Source organism: Streptomyces sp. NPDC041205, from assembly GCF_055591765.1.
On the sequence record NZ_JBVIZH010000003.1, the window covers coordinates 416551 to 431123 of the forward strand.

A 14573-nucleotide genomic window follows, 5' to 3' on the forward strand; every position below is an offset into this window, starting at 1 on the left:
GGCACGGACGGCCGTGCTGGTCGGGAGGCACGTATGACAGCCACGGCGCACCCCTTGGGCACGCCCCACGCGTGCGTGGCGGAGAACCGGCCGCCGCACCCCGTGCCCTGGGTCTCCTCCGTGCTCTATGCCGCCGTGCTGTTCGCGGGCGTGTACTACGACATCGTCGGGGGCGACCCCCGACACCCCGCGCGCGCCGCGGGTTTCGTCACCGCCGTGGCCGCCCTGTTCGCCCTGGACGCGGCCGAGGCGCACTGGTGCCGTGCGGGCGCGCGGCGTCCTGCCGTCGCGGCGGCCGTCCTCGTCCTGCGCGTCGGGCTCTTCTTCGCCGTGGCCGCCTGTGACGGCGCGGGCCTGTCCCGGGCGCTGTTCGTCCTGGTGCCGTTCACCGCGTACTTCGCGTTCGGGCGGCGCGCGAGCCTCGCACTCGGTGCGGGCTGTGCGGGTGCGCTGCTCGGTTGGTACGCGCTGGCGGTCGACGGCTGGTACGCGGACGCCGAGGCGATCTCCGACCTGCTGATGTTCGGGCTCGGCCTGGTGCTCGCCGTGTCGATGGCGGCCGTCGCGACGGGCGAGCAGGAGGCCCGGCGGACCCTGGAGTCGACCGTGCGGGAACTCCGGTCCTCCCACCGCCAGTTGCGGGAGTACGCGGCGCGGGTCGCCGAACTCTCCACGGCCCAGGAGCGCAACCGGCTCGCCCGCGACATCCACGACAGCCTCGGTCACCATCTCACCGCCGTCGCGGTGCAGTTGGAGAAGGCCGACGCCTTCCGGGCCCTCGACGCGGCCGCGGCCGACCGGGCGGTCGCCGACGCCCGCTGGTCGGCGGCGCGCGCACTCCACGAGGTGCGCCAGTCGGTCCGCGCCCTGCGTGACGAGGCCGACCCGTTCTCCCTGTCGACCGCGCTCACCGACCTCGTGCGCCACACCGACACCGACCGGCCGCGCGTCACCCTCACCATCGCCGGAGCGGAGACCGGGTACGACGCGGACCCGCTGACCGCGCTGTACCGCGCCGCCCAGGAAGCGCTGACGAACACCCGCCGCCACGCCGACGCCCGGCACGTCACGGTGTCCCTGGAGTACGGCGCGTCCGTCGCGCGCCTCACCGTGTCCGACGACGGGCGCGGCCTGCCCGGCCCGGCAGCGGCGGGCGGTGCGCCGGGAGTGGGCCTGCGCGGCCTGCGGGAACGGCTCCAACTCCTCGGTGGCGCACTGCGCATCGAGAGCGGGGCCGGGGCGGGGACCACGCTCACGGCGACGGTGCCGCGTACGCCGGGCGGCGCGCCATGACCTCGGAGACCCCGGACGCCACCGGCACACCCGATGTTCCCGGCACGTCCGGCACCTCCAACACCCCCGGCACCTCCAACACCCCCGGCACCTCCAACACCCCCGGCACCTCCAACACCCCCGGCACCTGCGACGCCCCCAGCACCCCCGACCCCGTGCGCGTCCTCGTGGTCGACGACCAAGAGCTGGTCCGCGAAGGCATCGCCTCCCTGCTCGGCATCCAGCCGGGCATCCGCGTCGTCGGTACGGCGGCGGACGGAGCCGAGGCCGTCGACGCGGCGCTCGCCCTGGCGCCCGAGGTGGTCCTCATGGACGTGCGCATGCCGGGCATGGACGGCGTCGAGGCGGTGACGGTCATCGGGAGCCGCGCGCCCGGCTGCAAGGTGGTCATGCTGACGACGTTCGACGACGAGGAGTACGTCGTGCAGGCACTGCGCGCCGGTGCCGTCGGCTACCTCCTGAAGAACCTGCCCGCGGCCGAACTGGCCGCCGCCGTCCGGCTCGCGCACCGGGGTGTGGCCCAACTCGACCCGGCGGTCACCCGACGTCTGGCCGCCGCGCCCCCGCCGCCACCCGCCCCGATCGCGCCACCGCCACCCGTGCGGGGCGAGCCCGAACCGACCGCCCGGGAAGTGGAGATCCTGCGGCTCGTGGCGGCCGGAGCGACCAACCGCGAGATCGCCTCCCGCCTCTACCTCAGCGAGGGCACCGTCAAGAACCACATCTCCCGCATCCTCACCCGCCTCGGCCTGCGCGGACGCGCCCAGGCGGCGCTGTACGCCCGGGACCGCGGGCTGGTATAGCGCCGACCACGGCCGAGCCGCGCAGGGCGGCCCGGCCGTGGTCGGCGTCGTACTGCCGGGGCCGTCGCGTCAGCTCGTCGCGTACCGCTGGAGGAACAGCGCCTCCGCGACCGACATCCGCTCCAGCTCCTGCGGGGACACGCTCTCGTTGACCGCGTGGATCTGCGCCTCGGGCTCGTTCAGGCCGATCAGCAGGATCTCCGCCTCCGGGTACAGCGCGGCCAGCGTGTTGCACAGCGGGATGGAGCCGCCCATGCCGGCGGCCTGCATCTTCTCGCCGTCGTAGGCCTCGCTGAGCGCCCCGGACATCGCCTCGTAGGCGGGGCTCGTGGTGTCCGCGCGGAACGCCTGGCCCTGGCCGATCTGCTCGGTGCTCACCCGGGCGCCCCACGGCGTGCGGGACTCCAGGTGAGCGCGCAGCAGCTTCGTCGCCTCGGCGGCGTCCACGCCCGGCGGCACCCGCAGGCTGATCAGCGCACGCGCGGACGCCTGCACGGACGGCGTCGCGCCGACCACCGGCGGGCAGTCGATGCCGAGGACCGTGACGGCCGGGCGGGCCCAGATGCGGTCGGCGACCGAACCGTCACCGATGAGCCCGACGCCGTCGAGGACCTTGGCGTCCCCGCGGAAGTCCGCCTCGCTGTACTGCAGGCCCTCCCAGACGCCGCCGCCGTCCAGGCCGTCGACCGTCGTCGAGCCGTCCTCGGCGCGCAGCGAGTCGAGGACGCGCACCAGCGCGCCCAGGGCGTCCGGTGCCGCGCCGCCGAACTGCCCGGAGTGCAGATTGCCCTCCAGGGTGTCGATCTGGACGCGCACCAGCGTCATGCCGCGCAGCGTCGCGGTCACCGTCGGCAGGCCGACGCGGAAGTTGCCCGCGTCGCCGACGACGATCGTGTCCGCGCGCAGCAGCTCCGGGTGCTCCTCCGCGTACCGCTCAAGGCCGCCCGTGCCCTGCTCCTCCGAGCCCTCGGCGATGACCTTGACGTGCACCGGGACGCCGCCGTTCGCCTTGAGGGCACGCAGCGCGAGCAGGTGCATGATGATGCCGCCCTTGCAGTCGGCGCTGCCGCGGCCGAACCAGCGGCCGTCGCGCTCCGTCAGCTCGAACGGGGGCGTGGCCCACCCGGCCTCGTCGAGCGGCGGCTGCACGTCGTAGTGCGCGTAGAGGAGGACCGTCGGGGCGCCCTCGGGGCCGGGCAGGAAGCCGTACACCGACTGGGTGCCGTCGGGGGTGTCGAGCAGCGCGACGTCCTGGAAGCCCTCGGTGCGCAGCGCGTCGGCGACCCAGTTCGCGGCGGCCTCGCTCTCGCTCCTCGGGTACTGCTCGAAGTCCGCCACCGACTTGAACGCCACCAGTTCGGTGAGTTCCGCCTTCGCCCTCGGCATGAGAGAGGCGATGGTCTCGGCGATCGGATGCGGCGACATGGGCACGCTCCTCGTGGGTGCGACGTTGTGCAGGGGTGTACGTGATCCTCCCACAGGAGGGTTGCGGAAGTGCGCGCCGTAGGATGCCTCAAGAGAGCGCGGCCAAGAGCGGGATCGGGAGCGGAAGACCAACGTGAGCAGCGAGAACTCAGCGGACGACGCGCGGCAGGTTTGGGACGTCGTCGTGGTCGGCGCCGGACCCGCGGGCGCCTCGGCGGCGTACGCGGCAGCCGTCGCGGGACGCAGCGTACTGATCCTCGAGAAGGCCGAACTGCCGCGGTACAAGACGTGCGGCGGCGGCATCATCGGCCCCTCGCGCGACGCCTTGCCGCCGGGGTTCGAGCTTCCCTTCAAGGATCGCGTGCACGCGGTGACGTTCTCCCTGGACGGCAAGTTCGCCCGCACCCGCCGCTCGAGGAACATGCTGTTCGGGCTGATCAACCGCCCGGAGTTCGACCAGCAACTGGTCGAGCACGCCCAGAAGGCGGGCGCCGAACTGCGCACGGGCGCCACGGTGAGCCGCGTCGAGCAGCACGGCCCCGCCGTGCCCGACCGGCGCACGGTCGCCGTCGTCCTCCAGGGCGGCGAGACCGTCCTGGCCCGCGCCGTCGTCGGCGCCGACGGCAGCGCCAGCCGCATAGGGGCGCACGTCGGCGTGAAGCTCGACCAGGTGGACCTCGGCCTGGAGGCGGAGATCCCGGTGCCCGAGACCGTCGCGGAGGACTGGGCGGGCCGCGTCCTCATCGACTGGGGACCGATGCCCGGGAGCTACGGCTGGGTGTTCCCCAAGGGCGACACCCTCACCGTCGGCGTGATCTCCGCGCGCGGCGAAGGCGCCGCCACGAAGCGGTACTTGGAGGACTTCATCGCCCGCCTCGGCCTCGCGGGCTTCGAGCCGAGCCTGTCCTCCGGCCATCTCACGCGCTGCCGCAGCGACGACTCGCCGCTCTCGCGCGGGCGCGTCCTGGTGTGCGGCGACGCGGCCGGTCTGCTTGAGCCGTGGACTCGTGAGGGCATCTCGTTCGGGCTGCGCTCCGGGCGGCTCGCGGGGGAGTGGGCCGTGCGCATCGCCGAGGCGGGCGACGCGGTGGACGCCCGCCGCCAGGCCCTGAACTACGCGTTCGCGATCAAGGCGGGCCTCGGCGTCGAGATGAGCGTCGGCCGCCGCATGCTCAAGGTCTTCGAGCGCCGCCCCGGCCTGCTGCACACGGCCATCACGGGCTTCCGCCCGGCGTGGAACGCGTTCGCGAAGATCACCCGCGGCTCGATGACGCTGGCCGAGCTGGTGCGGACGCATCCGGTGGCGGGGCGGGCGCTGAGCCGACTGGACCGGTAGTCCGCGGGGGCCCGCAGTCCGGCTGGACCGGTAGCCGGTACTGGACCCGGTCGCCCGGCCGGGCCGGTAGGCCGACCGGACCGGGAGCGGGACTGGAGCGGTAGTCCGCCCGGACCGGTAGCCGGACCGGATCCGGTCGCCCGGCCGGACGCGCAGGCCGCCTGCACCGGCAGCCCGACCGGACCCGGTCGCCCGGCGGCCCGACCCGGCGGCGGATGAGCCCCGGCCGGTGCCTCCCGGACCCCACCTCGTACGCCCTCTCGTACTCCACCGGGAGTACGCCTGATCGCCACGCCCGGCGGACGCCCTGCGCCGACGCCCCGGTCTAGCGTGACTGCCATGGAACAGCAGCATCAGCGCGACGACGGCGGCCCGCCCGGGGCAGCGGGCGGGCCGCCGCCGTCACACCCGGGACCGGCGGCCTGGCGGCAGGGGCCGCCGTGGTGGCACCAGGGCCCGCCCTGGTGGCGGATCGGGGACGCGGCCACGCGCCGCCTGCCCTGGCTGACCACCGCGCTGCTCACCGTCTTCGTGCAGGTCGGCACCACCTTCGCCGCGCGCGGCCAGACCGAGGACCGGGTGTCGCCCGACGGCTTCGCGCGGGCGCTGCTGTTCGCGGGCACGGCGTCGCTCCTGTTCCGGCACCGCCACCCGGTCCTGGTGGCGTACCTCACCGCCGGGACGGCGCTGGTGTACCTCGGCGCCGGATATCCGTACGGGCCGGTCCTCGTCACCGTCGCCGTCGGCTGCTTCGCGGCGGTCGTCGCGGGGCACCGGTACGCGGCATGGGGCGCCGTCGGCATGCTCTGGGCCGGGCATCTGCTGACCGCGCACTGGCTGTACCGCTGGCTCCCGCCGAGCGGCGACGGCCCGAGGTCCTGGGGCGGGGAGGTCGTCATCGCCGTCTGGGTCGTGGCGATCGCGGCCGTCTCCGAGCTCGCCCGCACCCGCCGCGAACAGTGGGCCAAGGAGCGCGTTGGGCGGGAGCTGGCGGCTCAGCGGCGCGCCGACGAGGAGCGGCTGCGCATGGCGCGGGAGCTGCACGACGTACTCGCCCACAGCATCTCCGTCATCAACGTCCAGGCGGGCGTCGGCCTCGCCCTGCTCGACTCCGACCCCGAGCAGGCCCGTACGGCCCTGACCACGATCAAGGCCGCGAGCAAGGAAGCACTCGGCGAGGTCCGCCAGGTCCTCGACACCCTCCGTGCCCCCGGCGCCGCCCCCCGTGCCCCCGCGCCCGGACTCGACCGCCTCGGCGAACTCGTCGAGCAGGCCAGGAGCGCCGGACTCACCGTCACCGTCACGACCGAGGGCCGCCGCGCCGCCCTGCCGCCCGGCGTCGACCTGGCCGCGTTCCGCATCGTCCAGGAGGCCCTGACGAACGTCGTACGGCACTCGGGCTCCCGGAACGCGACCGTCCTGGTGCACCGCGCGCCCGACGCCGTGACCCTGCGCGTCGACGACGAAGGGCCCGCGACCGGGGCGGAGGCGGGCGGCAGCGGCAACGGACTCGCCGGGATGCGGGAGCGCGCCGCCGCCCTCGGTGGCACGATCGAGGCGGGCCCGCGCCCCGACGGCGGCTTCCGCGTCACGGCGGTCCTGCCCACCCGCACCGCATCCGAGGAGAACCAGTGATCCGCGTACTGCTCGCCGACGACCAGTCGTTGGTCCGCGCCGGGTTCAAGGCCCTGCTCGACGCGCAGCCGGACATCGAGGTCGCCGGTGAGGCGGCGGACGGCGAGGAGGCGGTGCGACTGGTACGGCAACTGCGGCCGGACGTCGTCCTGATGGACATCCGCATGCCGGTGCTCGACGGTCTCGAAGCGACCCGGCGAGTCACGGGCGAGGCGGACCTGGACGGCGTGAAGGTGGTCATGCTCACCACGTTCGAGCTCGACGAGTACGTCTTCGAGGCGATCCGCTCGGGTGCCTCGGGCTTCCTGGTCAAGGACACCGAGCCCGATGAACTGCTGCGGGCGGTACGGGCGGTGGTCGCCGGGGACGCGCTGCTCTCGCCCGGTGTGACGCGCCGTCTCATCGGGGAGTTCGCCGCGCGCTCCAAGGAGCCCGCCGCCGCCGAGACCCTGAACGAACTCACCGAAAGGGAAAGGGAGGTCATGGCCCTCGTCGGCATCGGCCTGTCGAACGAGGAGATCGCCCGCCGTCTCGTCGTCAGCCCGCTCACCGCGAAGACGCATGTGAGCCGCACGATGGTGAAACTGGGCGCCCGGGACCGGGCGCAACTGGTCGTGCTCGCCTACGAGTCGGGCCTCGTCCGGCCGGGCTGGCTAGGCTGACCCGGCGCCGGGCCGCCCACCCCCGTCACGGCTGTCACCGGCGATACCGCCGTCAGCGACCCCGCCGTCGGTGAAGGCGGCATCGCTGCCGAGGGCCGCCCGCCGCTCCCGCTCGCGGTTGGTGAAGCGCCACAGCACCGTGATGAGCCGCGCGATGAACGCGGTCGCGGCCAGCGAGCCGCCCACGCCGAGCAGAGCGCGCTCGGTGGACTCCGACAGGCTGAACGTGATGGCGGGGCCGGCCACCACCACGCCGATGATGGCGAGCGCCACAGCCGTCGCGCTCGCGAGCGCGTACCCGATCTCGACCGTGATGGCGTCCCGCTCGGCCTGACTCCGCCGCCCGCGACCCACTGCCTCGTCCGTCATTCCGCCGTTCCCCCCGCAGATCGTCCAGTACAGGGAGTCTCACAGCCGAATGCCCGGTAGGCAAGGAATTCGCCGGGCGACCAGGGGAGACGCGAAGCGGCCCGGCGCGGGACGCACGCCGGACCGCCTCACTCCCGGGCCGCACTGGCCGACCGGGTCCGCGTTGCTCAGTCGCCCACGGCCACCCGCTCGTCCTTCCGGGACGGGGTCGCGGCAGGCGACTTGGCGACGACGACGGTCTGCTGCTTGCGCCGCGCCCGCAGCCCGGTGAGGTTGATGAGCAGGCCCGCGAGCGCGAACAGCGTCACGAGGACCAGACCGGGCCGGTAGCTGTCGAGGACGGCCTGCGGCGAGGCGGTGCCCTCGGCGGAGCCGCCGTCGGCCGTGATGACCGCGGTGGTGATCGCGAGGATCACCGCGCCGCCGACCTGGATCGAGGTGTTCAGGAGGCCGGAGACCATGCCCTGCTCGTGGTCGTCGACGCCGTTGGTGGCCTGGATGTTGAGCGAGGGGAAGACCAGCGCGCACGCGACGCCGAGCAGCACCATCGACGGCAGGATGACCGCGACGTACGTGGGCGTCAGGTCGATCCGCAGGAACAGTCCGTACGACGCCACGAGCAGCGCGAAGCCCGTCACGATGACGCGGGTCGTGCCGAACCGGTCGATGACACCGGCGATCTTCGTGGCGGACAGCGCCACGATCACGCCCGCGGGCAGGAACGCCAGCGCCGTCTCCAGGGCGGACCAGCCGAGCAGCGACTGGAGGTACTGGGTGGCGATGAACTGGAACGACACGTACCCGCCGAAGAACGTCACCGCGCCGAGCTGGGCCCGGATCTGCGGTCCGGAGCGCAGCACGCCGAGGCGGATGAGCGGGTTGGGGGTGCGCAGCTCGATGGCGACGAACACGGCGAGCAGCACCGCCACGGCCAGGAACGACAGGAGCGTGCGCGCGGAGGCCCAGCCGACCTCGGGAGCCTGCACGACGGAGAAGACGAGCAGCAGCATCGACGCCGTGCCGGTGACGGCGCCCGGCACGTCGTAGCCGCCGCGCTTCTCCTCACGCGCCGAGCGCGGGATGAGCTTGAGACCGGCGACGAGGGCGATCACGGCGATGGGCGCGGGCAGCAGCATGGTGAGCCGCCAGCTGACCTCCGTGAGCACGCCGGACAGGACCAGGCCGAGGGAGAAGCCGGTGGCGGCGCAGGTGGTGTAGATGGACAGGGCGCGGTTGCGGACCGGGCCCTCGGCGAACGTCGTGGTGATGATCGACAGGCCGGCGGGCGCGGTGAACGCGGCGCTCAGGCCCTTCACGAAGCGGCTCGCGATGAGCAGCGGACCGGAGTCGACGAGTCCGCCGAGCACCGAGGTGAGGGCGAAGACGCCGAGCGCGATCAGGAACACCTCGCGGCGCCCGAGCAGGTCCGCCGCCCGGCCGCCGAGCAGCAGCAGGCCGCCGTAGCCCAGGATGTAGCCGCTGACCACCCACTGCAGGGACGAGGTGGACAGGTCGAGTTCGGAGCCGATGGAGGGCAGGGCGACGCCGACCATCGACACGTCGAGCGCGTCCAGGAACATCGCTGCGCACAGCACGAGCAGCGTGCCCCACAGACGCGGGGTCCAGCGCTCCTGGGACGGGGAGGCGGGACCTGCGGGGCCGGCCTGGCCGGGGAGGCCAGCGGAGCCGGAGGGGAGCGGAGAAGTCATGCCGAGGAGACTCGCATGCACATGCATTCAATGCAAGTGCATTTAATTCATGTGCAATAAAGGCCACCTTGCTGCTACCGTGCGTACATGGCGGCGACCAAGGCCGGGCCCGCGGCGACTGACGCCGAGCAGCGGCTCGTGAAGCAGTGGCGGGACATCCTCGCGGTGCATGCGAGCACCCAGTGCGAGCTGGACCGGGAACTGCATCAGTACGGCCTGGGCGCAAGCGACTTCGAGGTCCTCGACGTGCTCGCCACGGGCCTCGCGGAGGACGGCGACGACGCCTTCCGCGTCCAGGAGATCGCCTGCCACGTGCACCTCAGCCAGAGCGCCCTGTCCCGGCTCATCGGCCGCCTGGAGAAGGACGGACTGGTGGAACGCGGCATGTGCAACGAGGACCGCCGCGGCGTCCGGGTCTGCCTCACCGACAAGGGGCGCAAGGTGCACGCCGAGGTGCGGCCGGTGCAGCGGGCGGTTCTCGCGCGGATGCTTCCGGGCGCGGACGCCTGACGTCAGGCTCCCTGGCGCGGGCGCCTGGTATCAGGCCGGAGCCTCAGACGCCCGACTTCTCGCTCCACAGCGCCGCGAGGTCGGCGTCCCCCGACACCTCCGGGAACGGCCGGCGGTTCCACAGGGCCAGATAGAGGTCCGCGGCCGCGCCCGACACCTCGCAGTCGGCGGGCGCCGTCTCACCCCGCTCGGTGACGGCGATGTCGACGGACAGGCGTACGGTCCACGTCCCCTCCGTGTCCGTGGTCCGCACCCGGAGCACGCGCGGCTCGGCCGTCCGCATCCGGCTCTTCTCGCGCCCGTGGAACCCGCGCAGCAACTCGTCGATCCCGTCCGCCGCGAACCGCGCGTCCAGCGCCGACAGCGCGCCGCCGCGCGCGGACTCGGCGTCGATCCGGTGGACGGCCGTCTCGTTGGCCTGCCGCCGCGCCCAGAAGGCGAGCGGCGACGGCGCGGGCAGGAACGTCCAGCAGGTCAGGTCGGCGGGCGCGTCCCGCAGCGCGGCGACCAGCCGGGCGTGCCCGTCGCGGAACCAGTCGAGCAGGGCGTCGCCGTCCAGGTCGAGCCGCTCCTGCCAGGGCGCGAACTCGGGGAGCGCCTCCAAGACGAACCGCGTGGCCCAGCGGTGCACCGTGCCGGTGTGCCGCAGCAGGTCGCGCACCTGCCAGTCGGGACAGGTCGGCACGGGCGCGTCGAGGTCCGCGTCCTGAGCCGCGTTCGCCAGCAACGTGCCCTCGCGGTCCAGGACTTCGGTGTGCTCGGCAGTCTTCATGCGGGGATTGTGCAGGATGGAGCGGACTCCAGCGCCCCCCGGGACCGCGCCGGGGCGCGCGCCTCCGGGGGTCCCGCATCCGCAGCCATCAGCAAGCCGCCGTCGGCGCCGTCGCCCGCTCCTCCGAAGGCTGCTCCTCCGCAAGCTGCGTACGCCCCGTCGCGGCGCCGATGACCGCCGCCACCGCCGCCAGCACGGCCACACTCGTCAGCGCCACCGGCAGTGAGAACCAGTCCGCCATGAACCCGATCGCGGGCGGCCCGAGCAGCATGCCGCCGTAGCCGAGCGTGGAGGCGGCGGCCACCCCGCTGGGCCCGGCGAGGGCACCGGCGCGCTCGACCGCCACGGGGAAGATGTTCGCGAGCCCGAGCCCCGTGACGGCGAAACCGGCGAGCGCGACGCCGACCGAAGGGGCCAGCGCCCCCAAGAGCATCCCGGCCGTCGCGAGGAGCCCGCCGCCGACCACCGTGCGCGTGCGGCCGAGCCGTTCGAGCAGCGTCGTACCGGAAAGGCGCCCGATCGTCATGGCGAACGCGAAGCAGGAGTAGCCCGCCGCCGCGATGCCCGGGTGGGCGTCCAGGTCCTGCTCCAGGTGCAGCGCGCCCCAGTCGGCGAGGGCCCCCTCGCCGTACGCCGTGCACAGCGCGACGAGCCCGAAGACGAGGACGAGCCCACGGGTGCGGCGGTCGATCCCGCGTGCCGCGCCCGGGCGGGATCCGGCGTTCCCCGCGTCGTCGAGGGCCGGGGCCACCGGGGCCTCGTACCGCAGCAGGGTCGGCGCCGTGACCGCCGTGACGAGCAGGCCGATCACGGTGAGCCCGAGCAGATGCCGCGTCGGCGACACATGGGCCGCGACGAGCCCGCCGAGCCCCGCGCCGATCATGCCGCCCAGGCTGAAGGCGGCGTGGAAGCTGGGCATCACCGGGCGCCTGAGCGCGCGCACCAGGTCGACGGCGGCGCTGTTCATCGCCACATTGATCCCCCCGTACGCGGCCCCGAAGAGCAGCAGCACGAGGCCGAGCGTCGGCGCCGAGTGCGTGAGCGGTGGCAGCGCCACGCTCAATGGCATCAGGACGCCGCAGGCCACGGTCACCGGGTGGCTGCCGAAGCGTCGGCAGAGGCGCCCGGTGAGCGTCATCGTGACCACGGCACCGGCCGAGACCCCGAGCAGGGCGAGCCCGAGGTCGCTCGCCGACGCCCCGGTCTGCTCCTTGATCGCCGGGATGCGCACCACCCATCCGGCGAAGATGAAGCCGTCGAGGGCGAAGAAGACGGTGAGGGCGACACGGAGCCGGGTGAACCCCGGGGAAGTGGCTCCTGAGGCCCCGGACGTGGTTTTGTTTAGTAGCGGCACAAAGTCAGCGTAGAGGGGAAACCTGGCTGTGGACAAGACGGTTGCCTCGTGGTGCGCGCGGGGTGCGGTGCGGCGGCTGTGCGGACGGGGAGTGCTCCGGGGTGCGTACGCGGGGGCCGTCGGCGGTACGCGCACGGGGCGCGCGGGTCGGATGGGCGACGGGAGACAGGATGGGGAAGACGGGATGACGGCTGAACGGCGAGACGGCGTACGGATCATGGGAGACTCGCCCTCATGAACGGGAAGGCTGCCACCCGGGGTGAGGCACATCTGTCCACGCGTACGCGTCTGGAGCGCGGTCGTACCGCGCTCGGCCCCGCCCTCGAACTCGTCCACACCGGGCGGGCCCCCACCCGAGCCGTCCTCACCGCCGAGCTCGGTGTCACCCGCGCCACGGCAGGAGCGGTCGCCGCGGAGTTGGAGGCGCTCGGCCTGATCAGCGTCGACGCCAAGCCGAGCGCCGCCGCGGGCTCCCAGGGGCGGCCCTCGCACCGGCTCTCCGTCGCCGGGGCCGGGCCCGTCGCCCTCGCGGCCCAGGTGCACGCCGACGGCTTCCGGGCGGCCCTCGTCGGCCTCGGCGGCCGGATCGTCGCCACCGCGCCCGGCTGCGAGACCATCGACGCCGACCCGGCGCAGGTGCTCGGCTCGGTCATCGAGGCAGGCGCGCAGCTCCTGCGCGAGACCGGCAGACGGTGTGTGGGCGCGGGCCTCGCGGTGCCGTCCGCCGTCGCCGAGCCGGAGGGCACCGCCCTCAACCCGCTGCACCTGGCCTGGCCCGCGGGTGCGCAGGTCCGGGAGATCTTCGCGGACTGCGTACGGGCCGCGGGCATCGAGGGTCCCGCGTTCACCGGCAACGACGTGAACCTGGCGGCGCTCGCCGAGCACCGGCACGGCGCGGGGCGCGGCGCGCGCGACCTGCTGTGCGTGGCGACCGGGCACCGCGGTGTCGGCGGCGCGCTCGTCCTCGACGGACGGTTGCACACGGGCAGTTCGGGGCTGGCCCTGGAGGTCGGCCACCTCACGGTGCACCCGGAGGGCCGCCCCTGCTACTGCGGCAGCCGCGGCTGCCTGGACGTGGAGACGGACCCGCTGGCCTTCCTGGCGGCCGTCGGTGTCGAACCCGGCCCCGAGGGACTGCTCGTGCAGGCCCGCAGGCTCGTCGCCGAGGAGCGCGCCGACCCGGCGGTGCGCACGGCGATCGAGGCCCTCATCGACCGGCTCGGCCTCGGTCTCGCGGGCCTGGTGAACATCCTCAACCCGGACCGGATCATCCTCGGTGGGCTGCACCGCGCCCTGCTGGAAGCCGACCCGGAGCGGCTGCGCGCCGTCGTGGCCGACCGCAGCCTGTGGGGCCGCAGCGGCAGCGTCCCCATCCTGGCCTGCACCCTCGACCACAACAGCCTGGTGGGGGCCGCCGAGCTGGCCTGGCAGCCGGTGCTCGACGACCCCCTGGGGGCGCTGGGTTAGCCGACGGGCCGGCCGCTCGGGGTCAGCCGACCTCGACGGGTTCCCGCGCGGGCGCGGGGGCATCGGCGGGAGCCGCCGTGTGCGCCGCGCGCCGCCTCAGGTCCGGGACGAGGGACAGCAGTCCGAGCACCGCGAGCCCGGCGCCGATCCACAGCGGCGCCCGCAGCCCGTAGGCGTCGATGGCCGGACCGCCGATGGACGTGGCGATGATGATGCCGCCCGTGATGAACGACGAGTGGACGCTGTTGACCAGCGCTCCGGTGTTGCCCACCCGCTGCACGCGGGTCACCATCGCCGGGTTCATGGTGACGCCGACCAGGCCGATGCCCAGCATCATCGCCACGGCCCCGACGGGCAGGTCGGCGAGGAGCGCGAAGCCGACCAGGAACCCGAAGTTCAGGAGCAGGCCGGTGACCAGGACCGGCAGCGTGTGGCGGTCGGCGAGGCGGCCGACGATGGTGTTGCCGATGAGGGTGGCCGCGCCGTACGCGACGAGCAGCAGCGGCACGGTGCCGGTGGCGAAGCCCGTGATCTCGGTGAGGATCGGGTTGAGGTAGCTGAACGCGGCGAACGTCGCGCCGATCACAAAGGTGCTGGTGGTGAGGGTGAGCCAGAGCCGGGGGCTCGTGAAGGCGCCGAGTTCCTCGCGCAGTGATCCGGCCTCGTCCTCGGCGCGCTCGACACGCGGTACGCCGGCGAAGGTGGCCGCGGCGGCGAGCACCGTCAGCAGGGTGATGGCCCAGAACGCCGCCCGCCAGCCCAGGTGCTCACCGACGACGGTGGCCAGTGGAAGGCCGAGGAGCGTGCCCAGCATGAGCCCGTTGAGGGCCACGGCGACGGCGCGGCCGCGTATCTCGGGGCGGGTGAGCCGGGTCGCCATGGAGATGCCCACGCCGAAGAAGGCCTGCGAGGCGACACCCGTGACGACGCGCGCCACGAGCATCGTCCAGTAGTCCGGGGCTAGGGCGGCGAGCACGTTGCCGCCGAGGAAGATGCCGAACAGCACCATCAGGGCCTGCTTCTGCGGGAGTTTCAGCAGGGCGACCGTGAGGAACGGCCCGCCGAAGGCCATCGCCACGGCGAAGGCGGTGATCAGATAACCGATCTCCGGGATCGTGGCGTCGAGCCCGTCGGCCATCTGCGGCATGAGTCCGGCGACGACGAACTCGCTGGTCACCATGGCGAAGATGCCTAGGGCCAGGACGTATACGGCGCGGGGCATGGTGCTGCTCCTTGGG

The 14573-nt window shown here is 73.8% G+C and carries 13 protein-coding genes; 7 read left to right on the top strand and 6 right to left on the bottom strand.

What is annotated here, in order from left to right:
* The first annotated feature begins 33 nt into the window (after positions 1-33).
* Together ACZ6BG_RS16115 and ACZ6BG_RS16120 are read left to right on the top strand one after the other, a co-directional pair.
* Positions 34-1293, top strand: coding sequence for a sensor histidine kinase (locus ACZ6BG_RS16115; RefSeq protein WP_469001244.1), 1260 nt, complete (start codon positions 34-36; stop codon positions 1291-1293).
* Positions 1290-2096, top strand: a complete 807-nt coding sequence (locus tag ACZ6BG_RS16120; protein WP_469001247.1) for a response regulator — start codon at positions 1290-1292, stop codon at positions 2094-2096. Before ACZ6BG_RS16115 ends, ACZ6BG_RS16120 begins: the two co-directional genes overlap by 4 nt.
* Before the next feature lie 69 nt (positions 2097-2165).
* Here ACZ6BG_RS16120 and ACZ6BG_RS16125 read toward each other — a convergent pair whose 3' ends face one another.
* Positions 2166-3521, bottom strand: coding sequence for a M20/M25/M40 family metallo-hydrolase (locus ACZ6BG_RS16125; protein ID WP_469001250.1), 1356 nt, complete (start codon positions 3519-3521; stop codon positions 2166-2168).
* Positions 3522-3654: 133 nt separating this feature from the next.
* On the opposite strand from ACZ6BG_RS16125, the gene ACZ6BG_RS16130 reads away from it, so the two are divergent.
* The 3 genes from ACZ6BG_RS16130 to ACZ6BG_RS16140 all read left to right on the top strand — a co-directional run bounded on the left by ACZ6BG_RS16130 (position 3655) and on the right by ACZ6BG_RS16140 (position 7154).
* Positions 3655-4857, top strand: coding sequence for a geranylgeranyl reductase family protein (locus tag ACZ6BG_RS16130; RefSeq protein WP_469001254.1), 1203 nt, complete (start codon positions 3655-3657; stop codon positions 4855-4857).
* Between the two features lie 339 nt (positions 4858-5196).
* On the top strand, positions 5197-6492 hold the full coding sequence (locus ACZ6BG_RS16135) for a sensor histidine kinase (protein WP_469001259.1): 1296 nt from the start codon (positions 5197-5199) through the stop codon (positions 6490-6492).
* Positions 6489-7154: a response regulator gene (locus tag ACZ6BG_RS16140; protein WP_469001262.1), complete on the top strand. Its 666-nt coding sequence runs from the start codon at positions 6489-6491 to the stop codon at positions 7152-7154. The genes ACZ6BG_RS16135 and ACZ6BG_RS16140 overlap by 4 nt, the downstream gene beginning before the upstream one ends.
* On the opposite strand, the gene ACZ6BG_RS16145 is transcribed toward ACZ6BG_RS16140, so the two are convergent.
* Together ACZ6BG_RS16145 and ACZ6BG_RS16150 are read right to left on the bottom strand one after the other, a co-directional pair.
* Positions 7146-7523, bottom strand: a complete 378-nt coding sequence (locus ACZ6BG_RS16145) for a DUF6332 family protein (protein WP_469001264.1) — start codon at positions 7521-7523, stop codon at positions 7146-7148. The two genes, ACZ6BG_RS16140 and ACZ6BG_RS16145, sit on opposite strands and share 9 nt — an antisense overlap.
* A 167-nt stretch (positions 7524-7690) precedes the next feature.
* Positions 7691-9232, bottom strand: a complete 1542-nt coding sequence (locus tag ACZ6BG_RS16150) for an MFS transporter (RefSeq protein ID WP_469001269.1) — start codon at positions 9230-9232, stop codon at positions 7691-7693.
* Between the two features lie 87 nt (positions 9233-9319).
* Between ACZ6BG_RS16150 and ACZ6BG_RS16155 the strand changes: the two genes are divergently transcribed.
* Positions 9320-9742, top strand: a complete 423-nt coding sequence (locus tag ACZ6BG_RS16155; RefSeq protein ID WP_469001273.1) for a MarR family winged helix-turn-helix transcriptional regulator — start codon at positions 9320-9322, stop codon at positions 9740-9742.
* 43 nt (positions 9743-9785) lie between these two features.
* Here ACZ6BG_RS16155 and ACZ6BG_RS16160 read toward each other — a convergent pair whose 3' ends face one another.
* Together ACZ6BG_RS16160 and ACZ6BG_RS16165 are read right to left on the bottom strand one after the other, a co-directional pair.
* Positions 9786-10514, bottom strand: coding sequence for a maleylpyruvate isomerase family mycothiol-dependent enzyme (locus ACZ6BG_RS16160; RefSeq protein WP_469001277.1), 729 nt, complete (start codon positions 10512-10514; stop codon positions 9786-9788).
* A gap of 88 nt (positions 10515-10602) precedes the next feature.
* Positions 10603-11868 (bottom strand): MFS transporter, encoded by a 1266-nt coding sequence (locus ACZ6BG_RS16165; RefSeq protein ID WP_469001281.1) that lies wholly within the window; start codon positions 11866-11868, stop codon positions 10603-10605.
* Between the two features lie 234 nt (positions 11869-12102).
* On the opposite strand from ACZ6BG_RS16165, the gene ACZ6BG_RS16170 reads away from it, so the two are divergent.
* Positions 12103-13335, top strand: coding sequence for an ROK family protein (locus tag ACZ6BG_RS16170; protein WP_469001284.1), 1233 nt, complete (start codon positions 12103-12105; stop codon positions 13333-13335).
* A gap of 22 nt (positions 13336-13357) precedes the next feature.
* Here ACZ6BG_RS16170 and ACZ6BG_RS16175 read toward each other — a convergent pair whose 3' ends face one another.
* A complete protein-coding gene (locus tag ACZ6BG_RS16175) occupies positions 13358-14557 on the bottom strand; it encodes an MFS transporter (RefSeq protein ID WP_469001286.1) in 1200 nt (399 codons plus the stop codon).
* Positions 14558-14573: the final 16 nt, after the last annotated feature.

Bases quoted from the DNA above. Each gene is read 5' to 3' on its own strand.
- ACZ6BG_RS16115 (WP_469001244.1), top strand. From the start codon at position 34: ATGACAGCCACGGCGCACCCCTTGGGCACGCCCCACGCGTGCGTGGCG.
- ACZ6BG_RS16120 (WP_469001247.1), top strand. From the start codon at position 1,290: ATGACCTCGGAGACCCCGGACGCCACCGGCACACCCGATGTTCCCGGC.
- ACZ6BG_RS16125 (WP_469001250.1), bottom strand. From the start codon at position 3,521: ATGTCGCCGCATCCGATCGCCGAGACCATCGCCTCTCTCATGCCGAGG.
- ACZ6BG_RS16135 (WP_469001259.1), top strand. From the start codon at position 5,197: ATGGAACAGCAGCATCAGCGCGACGACGGCGGCCCGCCCGGGGCAGCG.
- ACZ6BG_RS16145 (WP_469001264.1), bottom strand. From the start codon at position 7,523: ATGACGGACGAGGCAGTGGGTCGCGGGCGGCGGAGTCAGGCCGAGCGG.
- ACZ6BG_RS16150 (WP_469001269.1), bottom strand. From the start codon at position 9,232: ATGACTTCTCCGCTCCCCTCCGGCTCCGCTGGCCTCCCCGGCCAGGCC.
- ACZ6BG_RS16155 (WP_469001273.1), top strand. From the start codon at position 9,320: ATGGCGGCGACCAAGGCCGGGCCCGCGGCGACTGACGCCGAGCAGCGG.
- ACZ6BG_RS16160 (WP_469001277.1), bottom strand. From the start codon at position 10,514: ATGAAGACTGCCGAGCACACCGAAGTCCTGGACCGCGAGGGCACGTTG.
- ACZ6BG_RS16170 (WP_469001284.1), top strand. From the start codon at position 12,103: ATGAACGGGAAGGCTGCCACCCGGGGTGAGGCACATCTGTCCACGCGT.
- ACZ6BG_RS16175 (WP_469001286.1), bottom strand. From the start codon at position 14,557: ATGCCCCGCGCCGTATACGTCCTGGCCCTAGGCATCTTCGCCATGGTG.